Raw genomic sequence first — 21,785 nt, 5'->3', positions numbered from 1 at the left:
CGATCGTTACCCGAAGCAGCTATTCAGTGCCTAGTTGTCAATTTTCGTGTTCGTCCCTCCCCCCGGACGGCCATCACACTAATACGTCATCGATATCATCTATCCGGACTGAAAAAATTCCAAAAATTAAAGTCATGTGATAATCCACTAGAAGTGAACGGGTTCATGACAGATAGTACGACAGACACCAGTTCGGGTGACAGCGCGTTCGATATCGGCTCGAGCGTCGACGAACTCTTCGGGGACCTCGAGACCGACGACTGGGGGGCCGATCGTCCCACGACGGACGACGAGGCGGCCGGTCGGGAGGAACCCGACGACGTCGAGGACAGGACGGCGGCCGACGTGTTCGAACAGCTCCGTGCCGACGCTGAGGACGAGGGCGGGGCCGACGACGTGCTCGAAGACGAGAGTCCGGAAGACATCATCGCGAGCGCGGACGAACCGGACCCAGAGCCCGACGCCCCGGTCGACGACGAGTTGCTGGCCGACGAGGACGAGCTCGCGGACCTCCTGCTTACCGGCCGCACGAAGGACCAGGAGTTCCTCTGGGTCGAGACGGAGGACTCGAGCGAGCCCGACGAACTCGGCGAATCGGCCGAGGGCAGCGACTCTCCGGCGACCGACGCTGACTCCGAATCTGCGACCGACGAACCTGCCGATGGCGTCGACGACGCGTCGGCCGGCGACGAGCACGACGAACTCGTCGACCGACTCTTCGGAGACGAGGACGCGCCGAAGTACGACCCCGACGAGGCGTCGGCGGCCGACGCCGATACCGAGAGCGAACGCGACTCGCCGTCGAACTCGAGCATCGCCGTCACGACGGAGGCGGGCGAGACGGACTCGAGCGCCGAAACCGGTGCGGACGGCTCCCCAGCCGCGGACTCGGACAACGACACGGCAGCGGACGAGACGGACGCGGATTCCGACGACTCGTCCGGCTTCTTCGGTCGGCTCCTGCCGTTTATGGGCTGATCCGTGCTGTCATCCGGCGGCTACTAGCATGCGACCAGGGTCACCGTCGGTTCGCGCTCGTGTCGCTGTGTGACCATCGCTGTTCTGCGCTCTTCGTTCGATCACGGATCGGGATGCCACTCGAGGCCGCGTCGGCGGACCGTGTACGGACGTTCACCACACGCCGGACACCGCGTGCCACCCCCTGAAATGTCGCTCCGCTCAGGAATCGTGTGTTCGGTTCCGCAGTGGTCACACTCGAGCCAGACCGGCATACGAGACGGTATCGGGCGAGATAGCATGACGGTACTGCGGGCGTGTGACGGGTCGGTTTGGGGCCGACGAGAGCGGTGAAACCAGTCGCTCGTGGCGTATGGTCGCGGTAGCTGTCGCCTCAAGCGAAAACGGGTGTCACCAGCCCGCGGCTCCGATCGCGGGCGACGCTGGTGGAGACGACTGCGTTAGCCGAGGAACTCCTCGATGTGGTCGGCGACTTCCTCGGGGGTGTCGCCGACGGGGACGCCGGCGTCGTTCAACGCCGAGATCTTGCTCTCGGCGGTGCCGGTACCAGAGCCGGAGACGATCGCACCGGCGTGGCCCATCCGCTTGCCCGGCGGCGCGGTGCGGCCGGCGATGAAGCCGGCGACCGGCGTGTCGACGTAGTCGTCGATGAACGCGGCCGCTTCCTCCTCGTCTTCGCCGCCGATCTCGCCGCACATGACGATGGCGTCGGTGTCGGGGTCGTCCTCGAACAGCTCGAGGGCGTCGACGAAGTCGGTGCCGATGATCGGGTCACCGCCGATGCCGATCGCGGTGGTCTGGCCGATGCCGCGAGAGGTCAGGTTGTCGACGACTTGGTAGGTCAGCGTGCCCGAGCGGGAGACCAGGCCGACGTTCCCCTCCGAAAAGATGTTGCCGGGGAGGATGCCCAGTTTGGCCTCGCCGGGAGTGATGAGGCCGGGGCAGTTGGGGCCGATCAGACGGGTGTCGGTCTCGGTCAGGCGCTTGTTGACTCGCGCCATGTCCTGGGTCGGAATGCCCTCCGTGATGGCGACCGCGAGGTCGAGATCCGAGTCGAGCGACTCGAAGATCGCATCGCCGGCGAACGCCGGCGGGACGAAGATGACCGACGTATCGGCGTTCTCCTCCTCGACGGCTTCGTGAACCGTGTCGTAGACGGGGACGCCGCTGACCTCCTGACCGCCCTTGCCGGGGACCGCGCCGGCCACGACGTTGGTGCCGTACTCCATCATCTGTTCGGCGTGGAACTTGCCTTCCCCGCCGGTGATGCCCTGTACCACGACGCGCGTGTCGTCGTCGACTAGTACACTCATGCTTCCACCTCCCCAGCGTACTCGACGGCACGCTGTACCGCGTCCTCCAAGGTCTGTTCGACCGTCACGAGGTCTTCGTTGAGAATTTCCATGCCTTCCTCCCAGTTCGTCCCGGCCAGTCGCACGACGACCGGCTTGGGGATCTCGTCGAACTGCTCTAACGCCTCGTTGATCCCGCGGGCGACCTCGTCACCGCGCGTGATGCCGCCGAAGATGTTGAAGACGACCGAATCGACATTGTCGTCGGAGAACACCATGTCCAGCGCGTTCGCGATGCGAGCGGCCTTCGCGCCGCCGCCGACGTCGAGGAAGTTGGCAGGCTTTCCGCCGTAGTGATCGACCAGGTCGAGCGTCGTCATCACGAGCCCGGCGCCGTTGCCGATGATGCCGACGTTACCCTCGAGCCGGACGTAGTCGAAGTCGTACTCGTCGGCCTTCTGCTCGAGTTCGTCGCCGCCCGACGCTTCCTCTTCCATCTCGGCGAGTTCGGGCTGGCGGAACAGCGCGTCCTCGTCGATGTTCATCACGGCGTCGGCCGCGATGACCTCGTCGTCGCTCGTGACCATCAGCGGGTTGATCTCGGCGTCGGCGCCGTCCTTGTCGTCCCAGAGCTGGTAGAGCGTGGTGAGCACGCTCGAGACGTCGCGCGCGACCGACTGGTCGACGCCGGCGTCGTAGACGGCCTTGCGAGCCTGGTAGGGATGCATCCCGAAAGAGGGGTCGATGTGTTCGCGGGCGATCGCCTCGGGGTCCTCCTCGGCGACCTCCTCGATGTTGACCCCGCCCTTGGTCGAGACCATCGCGACGGGCTTGCCCTCGCCGCGGTCCATCGTGATCCCGACGTAGAGCTCGTTGACGAAGTCGACCGCCTCCTCAACGAGGACTCGGTCCACGTGGTAGCCTTTCAGGTCCATCCCGAGGATGGATTCGGCCGCTTCGCGGGCCTCGTCCTCGTCCTCGACCAGCTTGATCCCGCCGGCCTTTCCGCGGCCGCCGACCTGTACCTGCGCCTTGACCGCTACCGGATACCCGATCTCCTCGGCCGCGGCGACGACGCCGTCGACGTCGTCCGCGAGTTGGGACTCCGGCGTCGGCACCCCGGCATCGGCGAAGACCTGCTTCGCCTGGTACTCGTGTAATTTCATACCATTCGAACGGCCGTTCCGCCCTTGCTTAAATCCTGCCAGTTTCCACTCGCCACGGGAATTCCATCCACGTGTATCAACGACTGCGGGTCAGCAGCCGTCGTACCGTTTCCGGTTCGGCCTTCTTTGTGTGGTTCTTCAACTGAAGCTAGACTGGACGCAACCACACGTTCGAACTCGAGCCCGAACGGTCGGCGTGAGTGGGCGATTTTCCAGATCGGGTCCCGTTCGTCAACCGCGTTCGAGTGCGCCGCCCCGTTCGATCCGGTCCGGCCTGGCCGGCAGCCGGCAGTGACTCCGCCGTCGCCGCCCGCTGGAACAGCGGGACCAACACAGCATTCAAACCCCGTCTGTCCCTAGCTCTCACACGAGGCCATCCCCGTGACGAACCAAGCGACGACGCACCGGACGCCACCATGGGTGTCGTCGGTAGCGGCCGTCCTCCGGTTTCTGGTCCACAGCAACCTCTTCATCTCGCTGTCGACGGTCAGCGTCGCGGTCACGACGGTTCGGCTCGCGGGGCTCCCGTTAGAGCCGCTGCCGCTGTTTATCGTCTTCGCGGCGACGATGTTCGTCTACACCGTCAACCGGTTCACCGACCTCGAGGAAGACGAGCGAAACGTTCCGCGGCGCGCAGCGTTTACGAAGCGCTACGGCCGGCTCTGGCTGGCGGCGGGTGTCGCCCTCTACGTCGCCGCGATCGGCCTCGCCGTCGCGGTGGGGCTGCCGGGTGCGGTGTACATGTTCCTGCCGCTCGCGGTGGTCCTGCTGTACTCCGTCGGTGGCGTCAAGCAGATCTTCCTCGTGAAGAATCTCGTCGTGGGCTTTGCCTGGGGCGCGATTCCGCTGGGCGTCGGGTACTACTACGATCGGCTCGCCTCCGTCGAGGTACTGTTCGTGTTCGCGTACGTGACCGTCATGATAACTATCGCCGCAGTGATCTTCGACGTGAAGGACATAGAGGGTGACCGCGCGGAGAACATTCCAACCGTTCCCAATCTGTTCGGTCCGCAAGCGACCAGGCGCGCTTCGATCGTCGCTACCGTCGCCGTCGCCGTCGGCGTCGTCGCCTTCATCGCGAACGGGGTCGTCCCAGCCGAGTTCCTCGTCGTTCTGGCGATGAACGTCTACGTTTGCGCATACATCCCTTTCGCAACCCCCGATCGCGGCCCGCTGTACTATGGCTTCGTCGTCGACGGCGAACACGTCTTCCTGGCCGCGGTCGTCCTCGCGCTCGAGTGGGTGGTCTGGTAACCGGCGTCCTGAACTCCCCGCCTATCGGCGGATACGCGCGCTCGCCGTTCGCCGTCTCTCGGGGCGAAATGGCGACGGCTCCGTCATCGACCGTCGGACCACGTTCAATCGCTTTTGAACGTTTCTTCGGGCGGGATGAACGTCCCGATAGAGACCGTGTACAGGGACACCGTCGCCACGCGGACCAGGGAGGCGACCAACACCGCCAGCGGTGAGAGGACCACCCCCGTCGCGACCACCACCACGATCGGCATGACCGCCGGATCGATCGCCGTCGGCAGGTCCGAAGCGGCGGTATAGGTCTGCGAGAGGAAGTACGCCACGAGTATCGCCGGGACGCCGGTGTAAATCAACCGCCGGGAGAGCATGGCGAGTTCCTGTTGAAGGACGAGCGTCTTGAAGAACTGCCGCATCGTTGCGGTTGCCTTCAACAGTTCGAAAACGTCGTCGAGAGCCTCGTCGGCCTCGTCGGAGAAGTCGTCGCCGTACTTGCTCCGGAACGATCGCGTCGTCTGGAGGTGGTCCGCGTAGTCCGTCCCGAGCGTGATCAGCAGCACTTTGTACGGGTCGTCGAAATCGTCGGCCCTCGAGAGGTGGTCGCCGTAATCGGTGATCGACGACGCGTACGTCTCGAGGTCGTCTCCGCCGCCGAGTCCACCGGCTCTCCGCTCGACTTCGCGACGGAAGTCCCCGACGCGCCGCGTCAGCGCCTCGCCGAGAAGGCCGATAAACGCACTGGGCTCGTTCGGACTCACGTTCACACCCGCGATCTCCTCGACGGTTCGCCGGTAGTCGAGGGTCTCCTCGAGCTCGCCAGAGAGGCCTCCCGCCGAGCCGAACAGACGCGAGAGGATGAGCTGATTGATCGAGAGGGCGACCGTCAGTAGCGTCAGTAGACCGGACAGCAGGCCGCTCGAGAGTGCCGTCGAGAGGTTGCTCCCGGACCTGACGTAGACGAAGCCGAACTCGATCGCCAGCGCCGCCGAGGCTGCAAAGAGGAGCGATAGTACGGCCGCGACTCCGAGGCGATTTCCCGTGAAGAAGAGCCACCGGACCGCCAAGTTGTCGCTGTCTCTGTCCCACGACGAACTCATTCTAACTCCCTCATCGCACCCTCGATACTCCACGATGTGAGTTAAATTGTGGCCGGGCCCTCGCCTGCGTTCGGAACGCTGCTCCCGGACAGCAGCGGCTGTCGGTCGCGGTCGGCGCTCGAGCGGACGCGATCAGTCGCGGTCGGCCTCGCTCCAGTCGCAGTCCTGGCACTTCCAGCCGGTGACGAGCTCGGTGACCGACGGCATGTAGGTCACTCGCAGGACGTTGCCGCCACACTCCGGACACGCTTTGTCGGCCTCCTCGATCGAGTCGACTTCCATCACCGAGTCGCCTTCGACCAACTCGGCGAGCGTTTCGGCCGTCACCATTCGCCCCTGAACGACGCGGTTCTCGCTCACACTCGCAGTACCGGATGCGATGCCCTAAGCGTTTCCTGAATCGACTCACACCGCCGGTCACGCACCTTCGTAACCCGTCGACGAGAAAACGCCGGTCCCGGCCCGACGAACCGGAACCGAACGACGGACGTCTCGCCGTGCACACGTCGTGGTCCGTGCGGGACCACCTCCCCTGATCGACGACTGTGAACGCAGCGGTGTCGTGCGGTTGCCGTTTCACCACCTACCGCATTGGCACCCCCGCCCCGAGACGATATTAGTGTATCCCGCACACGATGTGCGTGGCATGCACACCAACGATTGCCGCCGCTCACCCGTCGCCGCCGACCGGCGTTGCCCGTCGCTTCGCCGCATCGAACCGGTCGATCGCCCACTCCCTGACCCGTTCGTCGCTCGTCTCGAGTAGCGCCGTCGGCAGACCGCCGTCGTCGTGGACGCCGATCTGGACCGCCTCGTCGATGATTCCCAGGTAGAAGGCGACCTCGTCGTCGACGACGGACAGCGAGACTCCCTCGTGGACGGCGATCGACGCGAACTCGTCCGCGACCGGCGGTTCCGTCCGCAGGGCCTCGGCGACCGATTCGGTGGCGACCAGCTCGAACGTCGCTCCCGCTTCGATCGCGCTTCGAGACGCCTCGAGCGGATCGGCCCCCGTCGCCGGCAACAGCAACCTGGCGTGGTCAATGTCCGTGAGACTGTCCGCGTGGTAGTCGACCGGCGCGTACGGGTTGGCCGTCGTGGCTTCGACGACCGTCGCGTCGAGTAGTCGCTCGAGGTCAAACTCGAGTTCGTCCGCGGGCAATCGCTCGAGGACCGGCCGCAGTCGGTCGGCCGCGCCGACTCGTTCGAGCGCCGTCGACACGCCGGTAACAGCGAGCGATCCCGCAGGCGTGATCTCGTAGCAGCGATCCCGTTCGCGAATCAGTCCGTGTTCGGTCAGCCCCTCCAGGTTTCGTTGTAGCGTCGTTCGAACGACGTCGACCTCGTCCTGTAACGAGTCCCGCGAGACGCGGTCCCCACTCCGGAGCATCTCGAGAATCCGTATCCGGCACGGCGACCGCGCCACGAACTCGAGGGTCTCGATCGCGTCACGTCCCCAATCACTCATCTACGCTGATACGTTCGGCTACCACTACTTTATCTCATCGGCCCTACACGCGTCGTGACAGCGCCCGATCCGTCCGGCCGCGGTCGCGAGCCGGCCGGCCTGTGTCTGCGGGCACAACCGTATAACCCCTCAGCCACGAACGACCGTCCATGGAGACGCGATGGGCGACCGTCGACGGAGTTACCCTCGAGCTGCCCGCCGACTGTACCGCCTGCGAACTCAGAGACGCCCTCTACAAGCCCGACGACGCGGTACTGATCGGGGTCACGGGCGATCTCGTCTCGATCGTCCACGACGAAGACCGCCCGCTCTCGGAGCTCGTCGCCGGCTGTGCCGACACCTACTACTTTCGGCGGCCGGACGAGCCCGAACGAAACGAAGTCTTGGCCGCGCCGGAACTCGAGGCGGCGCTTTCCGGGCCGTCAGACGAGCGAGGCGGCGCCGAGACCACGTTCCAGCGACCGGGGATCGACCACTGAGCGTCAGTTCTCGACGACCGCGACCGGATCGCCGACCCGAAGCGTCGCTCCGCGATCGCGGTCGGCGACCCGCGCGATGAGCATGACCGTATAGTAGTGGTCGAACGCCTCGGCGTCGGCCCACTCGGGGAAGGTCTCCTCGCGCTTCGTCACGAACCGCTCCCGGAATTCGGGGGTCGGCTCGCCGGTCTCCGGATCACGCTGGGGGACGACGCAGCGCCCACACGGCGTCACCCCCTCGAGTCGAACGTCGCCGATCTCGAACGCCGGCGCGTCGGCGCCGACGAACCGGTCCTCCCAGAACGGCTCGGCGCCGCTCACTTCGACGTTCGCCCGCAGCCGTCGGCGCGCGCCTTCGACGGTCAGATCGTCGAACCACGAGGCGACCGTCTCGAGCGTCGCCGTGCTGATCACCGACGGTCCCATCTCGCGTCTGTCGACGAAGCCGAGCGTAGTATCGCGCTCCAGCGAGAGGTCCGCGTCGAAGAACTCGCCGAACCAGTCCGCGGCACTCGCGCGATCGTCCTCGAGATCGAACCGTCGACGCTCGCCGTCGGGCGTCTCGACCGTCAGGTCGCCGGTGTCGGGATCGAACTCGGTGTCGAGGTCGTGGACACGGTCGGTCCGTTTGCCGTTCAGAACGTCGCCATCGCCGTCGAACAGGGCGAACTCCCTGTCCCGGGCGAGCGTCCCGCCCTCGAGTATCGTGGCCGTCTCGCGGTCGATACCGTCGAGCCCCTTGATCGGGTACACCCGGAGTCGGCTGAGTTGTGCCATTGGCAGTACCTACCGATCGGTGGGCTATAGTAGCCACTGAAAGTCACTGCATATCCGATCGCACGAGAGCAGTGCGGTCGGTGTGAATCGTTTCGGTCGTCACGATCTCAGCGTTCGTTCGAACGGAGACGCGGGCGGTCGTGGTCGACGCCGACCCGTCGGTCAATCGATGGTCACGACCGGCTCCCCGTTCTCGTCGAACTCCACGGAAATCCGATGATCGGCGTACGTGAACCTCACGCTGCCGCTCCTGAGCCCACCCGATTCCGTCGTCGCGAAGATCGCCGTCAGTGCGTCGGGATCGACCGCTTCGAACAGCGGTGGTAACTCCATCGGATCGATCCCCTCGAGCGCTGCTACCCCAGTAACGATCCGTTCTGACACCTCGTCGGTGTCGACCGCGAGGGTCTGTCCCATTGCTATCTACCGCCACACTACTCTATTAATAACTTTCGGAACAGTCCTGTCGCTCGGATAGTACGAACGGGTATTCTGCCCCGAACGAACGGTCTGCTGGCGGCGATTCCGGCGGACCGACTCCGTGAGGGCGGAGCGGCTACAGTCCGAGGGGAAGTGTCAGCGCCAGGGAATATGTCTGCGATCCGAGAGAGGATACCGTCGCGGTGATCCGTCCCGTAGCGGTTACCCGTCGCCGCCGGTTCCGCCGCCGTCGCCGGTCTCGTTTCCGGCACTCGGTTCGCCACCGTCGCCTGGGGACTGCGGGAAGTAACCGCGTGTGCCGACGTCTATCCGCGCGAGACTCGGCTCCGCGGCCGCCGGCTCCTGAAGGAAGGTACCGTACGCGAAGTTCGCGATGTAGAGTCTCGTCGCCGTCTCCTCGGTCGTCCCGAAGTGAACGTCGGCGGGAAAATCGAGCGGCGATCCGCTGACGACCGTCTCGATTCCCCCGTCGCTCGTCACGCGGGAAATCTTGTTCTGGGCGTTGACGGCGACGTAGATGTTACCGTCCTGGTCGATCGTCATCCCGTCCGCGCCGACCAGCGCCTGGTCCTGCACGAGTTGTTCTACCTGACCGGCGCTCCCGTCGTCGCTGACCGGGACGCGCATGATCGAGCCCGCATTGAGGTTGTCGACGTACACGTCGCCGTCCGGATGCGCGGCCAGCCCGTCCGCTCCGACCGGCGTCTGTGCCTCCGTGTTCGGGTCCAGTAACGGGTCGTCGACCCAGACCTCGGCCTGGCCGTCCGTCGTCACCCGCCAGATCGCACCGGCCTGATGGTCGGAGACGAGCAACGCGTCCGCCGTCGTAGGGTCGAACATGATCCCGTTCGGCGTCGAATCCTCGGGCGAGAGCGCCGCGATCCGTTCGGGATCACCTCCCTCTAGCTCGACGCGCCAGATACCGTGGGTCTCGGGCTGGCCCGACGCGTTCGCGGCATAAATGACCCCGTCGAGGACCGTGATGCCGAGCAGGAGCCCCTGTTCGCCCGTGTCGATCGTCGCGACGGTCGACTGGTTCCCCTGGGAGTCGACGGCCAAGATCTGTCCCGCCGGTCCCATACTTCCGTAGACCGTTCCCTGACTATCGATCGCGAGGTTCTCGGGCAGCGCCGGTGGTTCGAACTCGGTCACGATCTCGAGGTCTTTCACCGCTGCATCGCCTTGCCGCCCAACGACGCCGGCCGGAGTCCCTGCGAGCGCACCGACCGCGGCGACGCCGCCGAGGAACGCGCGTCTGGACGGCCGTTCGCGAGCCATCCGAGGGTTTGTGTTATTAGTTGCCATGGATATGACGACGGACCGCACTATCCGAAATCCGGTAAACGACACGCATCGTTTCCCGGCAAATCACTCGATTACCGATCGTTCCACCGACACAGAGTCGTGTTAGGAATGTTTCACGAGGTATTATCGACGGCCGGCACAGCGGCGACTCGAGGCGAGGGTACGAGTTCGATGGCCGGATCTGACGGGATCGGACGCCCGACACGAGACGGGGCCACCGCTGCTTTATGGCGCTCGCTGCGGTACTACGCTTCCGATGGACGTACGGACGTTTCCGGTCCTGACCGACGAGGACGAGGGGCTCGTCGAGCGGCTGTCGGTCGGACTCGGCGAGAACACGGCCCGCGTCTTGACGTATCTGCTTTGTCGACACGGCGATCCCGACCTGGCCGACGCGGCCACGCGGACGGCGGTCCACATCGGCGCAGGGGTGAGCAAGAACGCGGCGGCGACGGCGCTGGACGACCTGGTCGCCGCGGACCTGATCGCCGAGACGACGGCGGCGACCGCCGAGCCCGGTCGACCGCCCAAAGCCTGGCACGCGGTCGCTCCCCAGTCCGAGACGGTCCGCCGAACGTACGCGCGCCACGCCGACCGCCTGATCGAGCAGGGCGAGCAAGCCGCGGCGGTCCTCGAGTCCGATCCGCCGGAAGCCGACGGCCGCGATTCGGCGACCGAACTCGACCGGCACAGCGACGAGCGGCCGGGTCCCGAGCACGTCTCCGTCGCGCTCAACTGGCGGTCGAACGCGCTCCACCTGCCGCTGTTCGCCGCGCGGTCGGCGGCCGAGAGCGACGTGTTGCTCGCGTTCGAGGAGTACGACGGCTCCCGCGCGGCCGCGACCGCCGTCGCGTCGGCGGACTGCGACGTCGGTATCGCCGGCGCGGCGACGCTCCTCCGAGAACGAGCGCGCGGGCGGCCGATCGTCCCGATCGCGGTCTGCTTCCAGCGGTCGATGGTCGTCCTCTACACGACGCGGGCGGCCTTCGGCGGCCCGTTCGACCGACTCGAGCAACTCGACGGCCGTCGCGTCGGGATTCGGACGGGCACCGAGACGGGCCTGCTCGGTCGACTCCTCCTCGAGCAGGCCGGGATCCGCGAGAGCGTCGACCTCGTCGACGTCGGCGGCGAAGAGCAGGCGGCGCTGCAGTCCGGTGAGGTCGACGCCGTGACCGGAATGGTCCCCGATCCGGATCGGCTCGAACTCGCCGAACAGCGGGTCGAGGTCGTCGCCGTTTCGGACGCGTACCCCGCGTACGGCCCGGCGCTGGTTACGGCCGAGGAGACGCTTCGACGGCGGCGCGAGCGCGTCACAGCGGTTCTCGTCGCCGCGATGGCGGGGTGGGCCAACGCGGTCTGCGCGACCGACGCGGCCGCGAGCGACTTCGCGAGCGAGACTGACGACTCCCCCGAGCGAATCGCACGGACGTTCGAGGCGGCGGTCGACCGATTCGGTGGCGACGCGGTCCGGCGACGCGGCTGGGGGTGGCACTCGCCGGACGACTGGCGGAACCTCCGCGACGCGCTCGCCCAGGGCGGGATCGTCGCCGACTGACTACCCCTCGCGGACCGACAGCTCGTCGCCGCCGCTTGGCTCCGTGAACTCGAGTTCGATCTCGAGTTCCCGTTCGCGTTGCTGGGAAAACTCGATCTCGACCTCGACGGGGTCGCTGTAGTCGAAGGGGATCTCCCACTCGGAAGCGGAGATCGTGAACGACCCGCCCTCGAGCTGATCGGCGAGGTCGTGGAGGAAGGCCGCCGTCTCCTCGCTCGAGAGGTAGACTTCCTGTTCGAAGAAGCCGCTCGTGATCGTCCGCCGGTCGCTGGTCCGATCGTCCGGAACATTGACGCGGTCGCCCATGCGAATTGGTACCACGTGAACGCCGATAAAGCCCCGTTCACCGGACGCGATACGTCGGGCGTCGGCGGACGGGTCGTTCTCGCAGTCGGGAGCGACGATTACCGATCGCGGGCCGCTCGAGGTGAGAATCGGCGAAACCTTTCTCGAGCTGGATCGCGCAATCGCCGGATATGGGCCTCATCGACGCCCTGGGAAACGGAACGCGGCTGGCGATACTCAGGGAGCTCTCGCGGAAGCCGATGTACGTCTCGGAACTCACGGAGGCCGTCGGTATGGACGGCAAGACGGCCGTTCATCACCTCTCGACGCTCGAGGAGGAGGGACTGGTCAGCCACTACAGACGGGGCAACCGGAAGTACTACGAACTCGATGCCGCGATCGAGCTTCAGATCGCCCCGCCGCCGGAGCGTACGTTCGTGTTGCAGGCAGACGATCTCGACGAGTCGGCCGACGGCTAGTCGTGCCCCGTTTTGCGGCCACCTCTCGCGGCGACCGCGGCGGGGGCTCCGACGAGACGCGTGTATAGATTTCCCGTGAACGTCTCTCCCCGGACTGTTAGCTATATGCCGATAGTTAACATGGGACACCAACATGCTGCGATCCCGCATCGAGACCGCGCTACGCCGGCCGTCTCGGCGGCACCTCGTCGGCTTGTTCGTCGCGGCGGTTCTCGTCGCGGTTCCGGTCGCACCGGCGATCGCACAGGTAGACGACGGCGGTGCTGTGGAAGACGAAGAAGGCGAGAGCGGCCTCGAGGGAGTCATCGAGGGCTTCGTGGACGGGCAGGGAACGATCGGCGCGGTCCTCGTTTTGGCGCTGGGTGGAATCTTCCTGACGGTCTGCGTCGAGAAGTTGATCAGCTACCTGACTCGCGCGGCGTTTGGCTTGCAGCTCTCGCTGTTCGCGCTCGCGATCGTGTTCACCGGCTTCGAGTTCGACGACACGGTGTTCGCTCTGGTGCTGTCGGCCGGCGGTCTGGAGGGCGCCGCCCTCGGGACCGCGCTAGGAACCGGACTGGCGATCGTCGGCGCGACGCTCGCCCTCGCCGCGATCATCAGGCCGTTCCCGGTCGACCTACCGACTGATTACGTCGTACTGTTCGCGCTGGCACCGTTCCTCTTGATTCCGTTCGTCCTCGCCGGGACGCTGACGTTCGGTCACGGACTCCTGTTGCTCGGCGCGTTCGCCTTGGTGTTCGGCTACATCATCGCTCGCGAATCCCGGCGCGAGACGCCGGTGTTTCGGAACACCGAACTCGGTGAGGAGATACAGGCCGACGGCGGGGTGGCAGACGGCGGGATGACGGTCCCAGCCTCGCTCCCCGAGATTCCCGAGGAACGCCTAGTCGGCGATCGTGCGGCCGCGGGGTGGCTCTGGCTCGGTCTGGCCGTCCTCGCGCTGGCCGGCATCGTCTTCGCCTCGATGTTGCTCGAGGCGGGGTCGGAGGCCGTCGTCGAGGGGTTCGGTATCGACGAGACCGTCTTCGGCGCGACCGTCCTCACGATGATTCTCACCTTCGAGGACGTGATGCTGACGATCGAGCCGGTTCGACGGGGCGTCCCCGAGATCGGCGTCGGCAACGTCATCGGGAGCGTCCTCTTCTCGGTCACCGGTAACGTCGGCGTCATCATGCTCTTGAGCGAACTCGAGGTCTCTCGCTCCGTGCTGACGTTTCACCTCCCATCAGTGATCGTCGTGACGGCGCTGGCCGCGTACTTCCTCCACCAGGGCGAATTGAAACGGTGGCACGGCGTGTTGCTCGGAAGCTGTTACGTCGTCTACTGGCTGAGCGCGATCGTCGTATTCGGGGGCGTTCCGATCGGCGGCTGAGCTCCGGTGACGTGACAGCGGTCGGTAACTAAGTGCGTTGCCGAGGTAGCGGGGAGTCATGGTCGGCCCGAGTTCGCTGGTGGCCCTGATCGCCGTGTTTGTCGTCGGCGTCGTGCTGGTCATCTGGTGCGTCGAAGTCTTCATCGAGGCGGTCGCCCAGAGCGCCGTCTCGCTCGGGATCTCGGGCTTTTTCCTCGCTGTCGTACTGGCCGGCGTCGACCTCGAGAACGCCGTGCTCGGGGTGACCGCGGCGGTGGTCGACCTGCCCGGGCTGGCGCTCGGGACCGTCTTCGGCGAGTCGCTGTTCGTCCTCACCGTCGCGGTCGGGCTGGCGGGGCTCTTGGTACCGTTTCGGATGGACGTGCCGCGTGCGTACCTGCTCGTGCTCGTACTCGCGCCCGTCCCGGCGTTCGCGCTGTCGATCGGTGGGACGATCGACCTCCTCGAGGGCATGGCTCTCGTCGCCCTGTTCGTTCCGCTGCTGGCCTACATCTTCTGGCGCGAGCGCCGCTCCGAGACGACGTACCTGCTCGCCGAGGAAGTGCAGGAAGTGGTCGACCTCGAGGCGGAACGGGGCGCGGATCCGACCGCGGAGGCGACCGACGGCGGCGACAGGGCGAGCCGAGCGACACGGGAGAGCAATCTAGATATCGACCTCGACCTCGACGAGTTCGTCCCCTCGCTCGAGGACCGAAGCGGATACGTCTCCCTACTGGTAGCCGTGCTCGCGGCGGTCGGGATGACGATCGGCTCGGGGCTGACGGTGTACAGCGCCGAGGGCATCTTCGTGGCGTTTGGCATCACGGGGTTGGCCTTCGGCGCGACGGTGTTGAGCTTCATCGCCTCGCTCGAGGAACTCGCGCTCACGGTCGAGCCCGTTCGTCAGGGACGGCCGGAACTCGCCGTAGGGAACGTCGTTGGCAGCACGGTCTTCTACATGACGGCCAACGTCGGCCTCATCGCACTGCTCCACCCCGTCGCCACCGGCGGCGACGTGCTGACACTTCACTGGCCGTTCTTCGCCGGTAGTCTTCTCGTGGTGACGATCCTACTCGAGCGTGGCCGCGTCACTCGCGTCGGCAGCGGCGTGTTGATCGGTTGCTACGTCGCCTACTGGATCGCGAACTACCTCTGAGTCGCGTGCGGGAACTCGCCGCCGACCGCGTTACGCTCGGTTCCCGGTCGATGGGAGATCGTACGCGGATCAGTGTGTGCACGATTAGGTGTCGAAAGACGGAGTTGAGACGCGATAAACAGCTATTAGGAATCCAGCGTTCTGACAAGTCGATCTTGAGTAGGGAACGATCGATCCGGTTTATTGCGCGATATCGACACTACGCTATGCGGTACGCAGGGTGATCCGGATCGATATCCGGCGCGGCGTACTGAGACTATGACACGGAACAACGACGACAAATCGGCGATTTCGAGGCGGAACGTTCTCCGCTCGTCCGCGGCGCTCTCCGTCGCGGGTCTGGCGTTACCCGGAGCGGCCCAGCAGGAGGGACTACCGAACGAGATCCGAATCGGCGGCCGGATCAGCGGCTGGATCGGCATGGAACCCGACGCGATCGCAGAGGAACGAAATCCGACGCTCACCCTCGTCGAGGGCGAAACGTATACGCTCACGTGGGAGAACCTCGACGGCGCGGGGCACAACTTCAACATCGAGAGCGAGGGCGGCGACGAACAGTTCGTTTCCACGGAGATCGTCGCGGGTGCCGGCACGACTCAGACGGTCGAGTTCACTGCTCAGGACGGGATGGCTCAGTACTACTGTGGCCCACACCCGGTCTCGATGCGCGGCGACATCGAGTTCACCGACGCGGGCGCCGACGGCGCCACCGGGGCCGAACAACCGGGACAGTACATCGGCCAGGGCCCGACCGTCGGCCTCGAGACGGTCGCCGAAGGCTCGCTGACGACGCCGACGAGCATGACGGTCGCCGACGAGGACGCCGATCGGCGGTTCATCACCGATCAGACCGGCCAGATCTACGTCCACGGCCCGGACGGGTTACAGGAGGAGCCGTTCCTCGACGTTTCGGACCAACTTATCGAGTTCATGGACTTCGACGAGCGCGGTCTGCTCGGGCTCGCCTTCCATCCCGACTTCGCCGAGAACGGGCGCTTCTACATCCGGTACAGCGCACCGTTAGGGGACGACATGCCCGAGGACTACGACCACACGTTCGTCCTCGCGGAGTACCAGACCACGGGTGACGACAACGCGACCGCCGACCCCGAGTCGGAGCGCCGACTGCTCGAGCTGCCGGAGCCGCAGTTCAACCACAACTCCGGCGCGCTCGCGTTCGGCCCCGACGGCTACCTCTACGTCGGGACCGGCGACGGCGGGGCGGCCAACGACGTCGGCCTCGGCCACGTCCAGGACTGGTACGAGGCCAACGAGGGCGGCAACGGGCAGGACACCGAGGAGAACCACCTCGGCGGCATCCTGCGGATCGACGTCGACGGAGAGTCGGAGGGCCGACCGTACGGCGTCCCCGACGACAACCCGCTCGTCGATATGGGGGACCAACTCCCCGAATACTACGCCTGGGGCTTTCGCAACCCCTGGGGGATGTCCTTTACCTCCGGCGGCGAACTGCTCGCCGCGGACGTCGGTCAGAACCTGATCGAGAGCGTCAACCACGTGCGGGCGGGGGGCAACTACAGCTGGAACGTCAAGGAGGGGACCTACTGCTTCAGCACTGAAACGCCGAACTCGCCGCCGGATCAGTGTCCGGAGACCACCCCCGACGACGTTCGCGGCGGCGAGGAACTGCTCGATCCCGTCCTCGAGTATCCCCACGAGCTCGGGGCCATCCAGTCACCGCCGGACGCCGGCGGCGACGGCGGGAACGCGACCGGTAACGCGACCGAGAACGGTGGCGCTGGCGGTGAAGCCGCGGCCGACGGAACGCGTCAGGGCGGCGGCGTCGTCGGCGATCAGATCGGCGTCTCGATCATCGGCGGCTACCTCTACGAGGGTGGCCAGATCGGCGGTCTCGAGGGCGGGTACGTCTTCGGGGACTGGAGTTTAGACGGCGAGAGTCCGGGTACCGTTTTCGTGGCTCGGCCGCCGGAGAACTGGCAGGATGCCGGTGGAGAGGATCTCGAGGACATGTTCCTCGATCCGCCGACCGAGGACGACGGTGACAACGAGACCGCCGGTAACGAGACCGCCAGTAACGAGACTGACGGAAACGAAACTGGCGGCGGCGACGGCCTCCATCCGACGGGAGAGGGCCGGGCGAACGGCGGCGATGGCGGCGGGACACAGGAGTCGGCTCGAGCCGGGCTGTGGCCCATCGAACAGATTCAGCTTGAGGGAGAGGCCGCACAGGACGGCCGACCGAACGGCTACGTGTACGCTTTCGGCGAGGGCGCCGACGGCGAGCTCTACGTCCTCACCACGACCACGGCGACGGTCGAAGGTGACGGCGCGGTCCATCGGCTCGTCCCCGCCGACGGCGGAAACGGTGGCGACGGCGGTGGTATGGCGGGCGGCGACGATGCAGGCGGAAACGAGACTGCAGGCGGAAACGAGACCGCGACCGGGAACGAAACGGACGGATAAAGTCCGACAGCTCCGTTACTCGAGTCGGCGCGTCCAATCGCGACGGACGGTGTTAGCGGCTTTCGATTTCGACGCGAAAAAATCGCCGTCGGCGACCGACTGTTCGACCGCGTTACTCCTGGAGCGAGTAGACGGCGATCGTGTTGCCCTCTTCGTTGACCTGATTGCCGCCGCCGCCGGTGATCGCGACGTACTGTTTCCCCTCGTTGGGGTCGTACCAGCTGATCGGCGCGCCGTCGACGCCGTGGTTGCCGACCACGTTGGTCGACAGCCGTTCGCCCGACTCGGTGTCGAAGGCGTGGAGGTAGCCGCCGGGACCGCCGGCGAAGGTCACACCGGTCGCGGTCGTCAGCGAGCCGCCCCACGGCGGGCCGACCCGCCAGCTGAACCAGTTTTGCCACTTCACGTCGCCGGTGAGCGGATCGATCCCGGCGATCACGCCGGCGTTCTGGTTCCACTCTTCGACGGACTCGTCGGCGAACTGCGTTTCAGGTTCCGCTTCCTCTTCCTCCTCCTCTTCTTCTCCGTCGTCTCCCGCATCCTCGTGGAGATCGCCACCATCACCGCCCGTCTCGTTGCCAGCGGTCTCGTTGCCGAGGCCGGTCTCGTTTCCGGCAGTCTCGTTGCCGAGAGTCGTTTCGTTACCGATGGCCGTTTCGTTACCGATGGCCGTTTCGTTTCCGGCGCGCTCGTTGCCGACCTCGTCACCCTCGCGCTGTTCGCCTACTTCCACCTTGACCGGCTCCGTCCGGCGCACGGTGTCCATCCCGATGTAGATCTCGCCCGGCTGGTACTCCGTTTCGAACCAGGAGAACTTGATCGGGTAGTTGGTCCCCTTGACGACCAGCGTCCGCGTCTCGGGGTCGTACGCGCTCGGCTGGGGATTCGTGCCGCCGATGAGGTCCGGCATGATCCACGGCGCGCTCTCGAGGTCGTCGTAGGGCGGGAGGTTGAACGTGTTGAGGTGCTGGACGAACTCGTCGCTGCGCTGGTGGAGCTGGCCGGTTTCCATGTCGACCGTGTACACCCAGCCGGTCTTCCCGGGCCAGGTCGCGAAGTTCTTCGTCTCGCCGTCGACCTCCGCCTCGAAGACGACCGGCGGGCTCGGCGAGTCGTAGTCCCACCAGTCGTGGGGGGAGTCCTGGTGGTGCCACTGGTACTCGCCGTCTTCGGTATTGACCGCGACCTTCCCGCAGGAGTAGGGGTTCCAGCCCGGCCTGACGGTGCCGTACCACGGCCCCGGGTTGGCCGCCGGAATGACGACCGTTCCCGAATCGGGCTCGAGCGCCCCGGAGGCCCAGGCGGTCGCGCCGCCGTGTTCCCAGGACTCGCCGACCCACTCGTGGGGCGGCGTCATGTTGACCCGCCACTGCGGACTGCCGTCCTCGAGACTGATGCCGTCGAAGAAGCCGCTGACGCCGAACTCGCCGCCGAAGCTGCCTTTCATCAGCATCCCGTCGTAGATCAACGGCGGGAACGAGGAGGTAGTCCCGCGGGAGCGTTCCCACATCAGTTCCTCGTGCATGGGGCCGTCCTGGGCGACCTCGCCGCGGTAGGCAGCCGCGCCGTTGTAGTACCACCGCTCCTCGCCGGTGTAGCGGTCGATCGCGATGACGCCCAGATCGAGCGTGCTCTTGTAGACCGTGTCGCCGAGGACGGCGGCGCCGCGTTCGGCCGGCGGCGTCGTGTCGGACGCGCCGACGAGAGGACGATAGAAGTGCCGCCAGAGGATCTCGCCCGACCGGGCGTTGATCGCGTACAGCAGATCCGGCCCGACCGTGACGTACATGATCGGCGGATCGCCGTCGACGAGGATCGGCGACCCCTGGAAGTCGTTCGGATGGTCCGCGACCTCGAGTCGATACTCGGTCTCGAGCTGATCGACGTTGTCAGGTGTGATGACGTCGGCGGTGGTGTGGCGCTGGGACTGGTACGAACCGCCCATGATGAGCCAGTTCGTGGGGTCCTCGCCCGTTTCGCCAAGGTCCTCTTCGGTAACGTCTACCTCGGGGATCTGATCGGTGTCGCCCTGTCTGTGGATCGATTCGCCCGGCTTTTCGTGCCACGGTGCGTCTTCGGGTAGTTCGATGAGGTGGGATTCGTAGGTCATTCGTGGTCACCCTGGTTAGTCGCTCGCCGGAGTCCGCGGCGCGCGCTTGTCGTCGGTGATCCGGACGACATCGCTGATCAGGAACTCCTGGGCGATGATCATGAGCGCGGTGCTGGCCGTCGTCAGCGTCGTGAGGTGGTCGTCAGCGATGTCGCCGGCTGCGAGGTCGCGCGCGGCCGATGCAAGCAGGTAGTACCCGCCGAGCATCGATTTGACGTCCCACAGACCGCGGCCGATCATCTCGTCGGTGACCAGCGGTTTCCGCTGCCACAGGAAGTGATCGAGCCCGTCGATCCACAGCAGCGATCCCTCGGCCGCCCGCTGGTGTAGCGGAGCGACGTACTCGTGGACGACACCGTCGTCGACCGCGTCCGCCGGCGGATAGTCCGGCGTCTTCATCCACCACGAGAGCTGTTCGCGGGTGTTGACGATGTTGACCACCAGCGCCGTCTGTTCTTGCTCCGAGAAGCCGACCTCCGACAGCGTCGCCGGCAACGCGTTGATCTGTAACAACTGTCGCGTCGTCCGCTCGATGTGGTCGGCGCTAAACGCCGGCAGGTTCGCCTCTGCGCTCGCGAAAAACCCCTCCTCCGACAGATGGTCGTTGATCGCCCACGCCGCCGTCGTCAACTCTTGGTAGGCCGACGCATCCTGTTCGGGGACGCCCATCGCCTCGAGCTCCGAGAGCATGCCGAAGCTCCCCTCGAGCGCCGCCAACTGTTCGCCCAGGAAGGCCTCGTCGAGCGTGCCGGTCAGTCCGTTCTGGACCGCCTGCCCCATCTCGGCGAGCCCCTCGGTCGCGCCGCTCGAGACCTCCGTTCTGAGGTCTTCTAACGTCGCACCGGCGACAGCGCCGCCGGCGATGACGCCAAGCGCCTTCAGGAACTCGCGACGGTTCTCGTCGCTGACCTCCCCGTAGCTGTATCTCTCTTCTGGATTGGTACCGTATGCCATGGCACTTGTTGGCCAACGGCATTATCTTCATTAGGGGTTCTCACAGTTGCAGTGTTTAGAGCGTATTTCTTCGCCGGGCCGATCCGCATCGTCCACTCAATATTAGGTATCGAATGAGGTCATGAGTCCTAATACATGGTTGGAATAGTCGCCAGACACTCAACGAAATGTTTCGATCGAATCCGCCATCTCGTGACGGTCTTCACAGGGATCGAATGCAGGTCTCCCATCGGACGGCTGACGGCGTCGCTCGAGCACGACGTGGGACGCGGTCGGGTATCGATCGATTCGGACAATGCTGCAACCGCTTCGACTTGTGACCTATGAGACAGGTTCGGATTACTTTATTGGCAGCTTCAACCATCGGCTCGTCTCTCGGAACGGCGATCGGGTTAAAAATACTCTGACACAATAGACGGAATTCGAGAGATCGAACGCGGAGCCGCTGGGTCGGATTCGGAACGGGGAACGACCGTCGCTGCCGCTGCGGCCCGGTTCGATACGACGGACGGATGCCGTCTGCGATTGCTTCTTCGGTACTTCGTCGCGCAGAAGAGTGCTCCGTCTGGGATTTGAACCCAGGTCATCGGCTCGAAAGGCCGAAATGATTGGCCGGACTACACCAACGGAGCCCGTACTCACCCGTTGCTCCGGGCTAGTGAAAAACGTTCCGTTCCGGGCCGGGAGTGCTACGCCGTCACGCACTCGAGCGCTCACTCGACGGAATCGCGAAGCGACGCCCCGTCGAACTCCATCGAGAGCGTCCCCTCGAGCCCTAGCAGAGCCGCGAGCGTCGGCGTCACGTCGGTCGCGTCGACCGGCCCGTCGCCCTCGAGTGTGGGCGCTGCCGGGCCCCGAGGCCGAAACAGCCGGAGGCCGACTCGTCGATGCGGTCGTGAGAGGTGCTGACCTGCAAGGGGTCGAGCGAGACGGGCCCCCTCTCCCCCGGCGCCGAAGAACAGCTCGCAGGGGTCGAAGCCGGGTTTCGCGTAGATGTCCATCTCGGTCGCGTCCGGCGGCGCGTCCGCGCGGTCGTCCCACCAGTAGTACTGGAACCAGGCGTCGGGCTCCGCGACGAGGACGAGGTCGCCCGCGGTCGGGAGGCCTCCGCGGCGCTCGAGCGGGACGCGTAACTCCGTCAACTAGCCCTCGCGCTCACCGCCTTCTCAACGCTTTTGATCCCCGGTGCCCATTCC

General features: G+C 65.8%; 19 protein-coding genes, 1 tRNA gene and 1 pseudogene. 8 read left to right on the top strand and 13 right to left on the bottom strand.

Annotation, left to right across the window (positions count from 1 at the left end; all coding sequences use genetic code 11):
- The first annotated feature begins 165 nt into the window (after positions 1–165).
- Positions 166–978 carry a midas domain-containing protein gene (locus NKH51_RS06645; RefSeq protein WP_254764457.1) on the top strand — a complete coding sequence of 271 codons (813 nt, stop codon included), beginning with the start codon at positions 166–168 and terminating at the stop codon, positions 976–978.
- A 440-nt stretch (positions 979–1,418) separates the two neighbouring features.
- Here the strand turns inward: NKH51_RS06645 and sucD are convergent, their stop codons facing one another.
- A complete protein-coding gene (sucD, locus tag NKH51_RS06640) occupies positions 1,419–2,291 on the bottom strand; it encodes a succinate--CoA ligase subunit alpha (RefSeq protein ID WP_254764456.1) in 873 nt (290 codons plus the stop codon).
- Positions 2,288–3,436 carry an ADP-forming succinate--CoA ligase subunit beta gene (gene sucC, locus NKH51_RS06635; protein WP_254764455.1) on the bottom strand — a complete coding sequence of 383 codons (1,149 nt, stop codon included), beginning with the start codon at positions 3,434–3,436 and terminating at the stop codon, positions 2,288–2,290. Before sucC ends, sucD begins: the two co-directional genes overlap by 4 nt.
- Before the next feature lie 381 nt (positions 3,437–3,817).
- Between sucC and NKH51_RS06630 the strand changes: the two genes are divergently transcribed.
- Positions 3,818–4,690, top strand: a complete 873-nt coding sequence (locus NKH51_RS06630) for a UbiA family prenyltransferase (RefSeq protein WP_425606693.1) — start codon at positions 3,818–3,820, stop codon at positions 4,688–4,690.
- A gap of 104 nt (positions 4,691–4,794) precedes the next feature.
- On the opposite strand, the gene NKH51_RS06625 is transcribed toward NKH51_RS06630, so the two are convergent.
- The 3 genes from NKH51_RS06625 to NKH51_RS06615 form a co-directional block, all read right to left on the bottom strand.
- Entirely contained in the window at positions 4,795–5,784 is a 990-nt protein-coding gene (locus NKH51_RS06625; protein WP_254764454.1) for a DUF7972 family membrane protein, read from the bottom strand.
- A gap of 132 nt (positions 5,785–5,916) precedes the next feature.
- On the bottom strand, positions 5,917–6,144 hold the full coding sequence (locus NKH51_RS06620) for a DUF5795 family protein (RefSeq protein ID WP_254764453.1): 228 nt from the start codon (positions 6,142–6,144) through the stop codon (positions 5,917–5,919).
- 310 nt (positions 6,145–6,454) lie between these two features.
- Entirely contained in the window at positions 6,455–7,252 is a 798-nt protein-coding gene (locus NKH51_RS06615) for a helix-turn-helix transcriptional regulator (RefSeq protein WP_254764452.1), read from the bottom strand.
- Between the two features lie 149 nt (positions 7,253–7,401).
- Between NKH51_RS06615 and NKH51_RS06610 the strand changes: the two genes are divergently transcribed.
- Positions 7,402–7,731 carry a hypothetical protein gene (locus NKH51_RS06610; RefSeq protein ID WP_254764451.1) on the top strand — a complete coding sequence of 110 codons (330 nt, stop codon included), beginning with the start codon at positions 7,402–7,404 and terminating at the stop codon, positions 7,729–7,731.
- A 3-nt stretch (positions 7,732–7,734) separates the two neighbouring features.
- On the opposite strand, the gene NKH51_RS06605 is transcribed toward NKH51_RS06610, so the two are convergent.
- The 3 genes from NKH51_RS06605 to NKH51_RS06595 form a co-directional block, all read right to left on the bottom strand.
- Positions 7,735–8,508 carry an MOSC domain-containing protein gene (locus NKH51_RS06605; RefSeq protein ID WP_254764450.1) on the bottom strand — a complete coding sequence of 258 codons (774 nt, stop codon included), beginning with the start codon at positions 8,506–8,508 and terminating at the stop codon, positions 7,735–7,737.
- A gap of 162 nt (positions 8,509–8,670) precedes the next feature.
- On the bottom strand, positions 8,671–8,925 hold the full coding sequence (locus NKH51_RS06600) for a HalOD1 output domain-containing protein (RefSeq protein WP_254764449.1): 255 nt from the start codon (positions 8,923–8,925) through the stop codon (positions 8,671–8,673).
- Positions 8,926–9,150: 225 nt separating this feature from the next.
- Positions 9,151–10,227, bottom strand: a complete 1,077-nt coding sequence (locus NKH51_RS06595; RefSeq protein WP_254764448.1) for an SMP-30/gluconolactonase/LRE family protein — start codon at positions 10,225–10,227, stop codon at positions 9,151–9,153.
- Between the two features lie 283 nt (positions 10,228–10,510).
- Between NKH51_RS06595 and NKH51_RS06590 the strand changes: the two genes are divergently transcribed.
- Positions 10,511–11,809, top strand: coding sequence for an ABC transporter substrate-binding protein (locus NKH51_RS06590; protein WP_254764447.1), 1,299 nt, complete (start codon positions 10,511–10,513; stop codon positions 11,807–11,809).
- Here the strand turns inward: NKH51_RS06590 and NKH51_RS06585 are convergent, their stop codons facing one another.
- Positions 11,810–12,115, bottom strand: coding sequence for an amphi-Trp domain-containing protein (locus NKH51_RS06585; RefSeq protein ID WP_254764446.1), 306 nt, complete (start codon positions 12,113–12,115; stop codon positions 11,810–11,812).
- Between the two features lie 170 nt (positions 12,116–12,285).
- Here NKH51_RS06585 and NKH51_RS06580 point away from each other — a divergent pair, with 170 nt between their 5' ends.
- From NKH51_RS06580 to NKH51_RS06565, 4 genes are all read left to right on the top strand, one after another.
- Positions 12,286–12,573 carry an ArsR/SmtB family transcription factor gene (locus tag NKH51_RS06580; protein WP_254764445.1) on the top strand — a complete coding sequence of 96 codons (288 nt, stop codon included), beginning with the start codon at positions 12,286–12,288 and terminating at the stop codon, positions 12,571–12,573.
- Positions 12,574–12,706: 133 nt separating this feature from the next.
- Positions 12,707–13,945, top strand: a complete 1,239-nt coding sequence (locus NKH51_RS06575; RefSeq protein WP_254764444.1) for a sodium:calcium antiporter — start codon at positions 12,707–12,709, stop codon at positions 13,943–13,945.
- Between the two features lie 58 nt (positions 13,946–14,003).
- Positions 14,004–15,080, top strand: coding sequence for a sodium:calcium antiporter (locus NKH51_RS06570; RefSeq protein ID WP_254764443.1), 1,077 nt, complete (start codon positions 14,004–14,006; stop codon positions 15,078–15,080).
- A gap of 258 nt (positions 15,081–15,338) precedes the next feature.
- A complete protein-coding gene (locus NKH51_RS06565) occupies positions 15,339–17,525 on the top strand; it encodes a PQQ-dependent sugar dehydrogenase (protein ID WP_254764442.1) in 2,187 nt (728 codons plus the stop codon).
- 112 nt (positions 17,526–17,637) lie between these two features.
- On the opposite strand, the gene NKH51_RS06560 is transcribed toward NKH51_RS06565, so the two are convergent.
- The 4 genes and pseudogenes from NKH51_RS06560 to NKH51_RS06545 form a co-directional block, all read right to left on the bottom strand.
- A complete protein-coding gene (locus NKH51_RS06560; RefSeq protein WP_254764441.1) occupies positions 17,638–19,635 on the bottom strand; it encodes an outer membrane protein assembly factor BamB family protein in 1,998 nt (665 codons plus the stop codon).
- 15 nt (positions 19,636–19,650) lie between these two features.
- The gene (locus NKH51_RS06555; RefSeq protein WP_254764440.1) at positions 19,651–20,589 is read right to left on the bottom strand and encodes a twin-arginine translocation signal domain-containing protein; all 939 of its coding nucleotides are present in this window, start codon (positions 20,587–20,589) and stop codon (positions 19,651–19,653) included.
- 557 nt (positions 20,590–21,146) lie between these two features.
- A tRNA-Glu gene (locus NKH51_RS06550) sits at positions 21,147–21,221 on the bottom strand.
- 81 nt (positions 21,222–21,302) lie between these two features.
- Positions 21,303–21,689 (bottom strand): annotated as a pseudogene (locus tag NKH51_RS06545) (alkaline phosphatase family protein); the annotation flags it as partial.
- Positions 21,690–21,785 lie beyond the last annotated feature (96 nt).

The sequence above is a fragment of the Natrinema marinum genome (genome assembly GCF_024296685.1).
In the GTDB taxonomy this organism is placed as follows: Archaea; Halobacteriota; Halobacteria; order Halobacteriales; family Natrialbaceae; genus Natrinema; species Natrinema marinum.
Note: the sequence above shows the minus strand (reverse complement) of the source record. Positions and strands in the feature narration are given on the sequence as shown.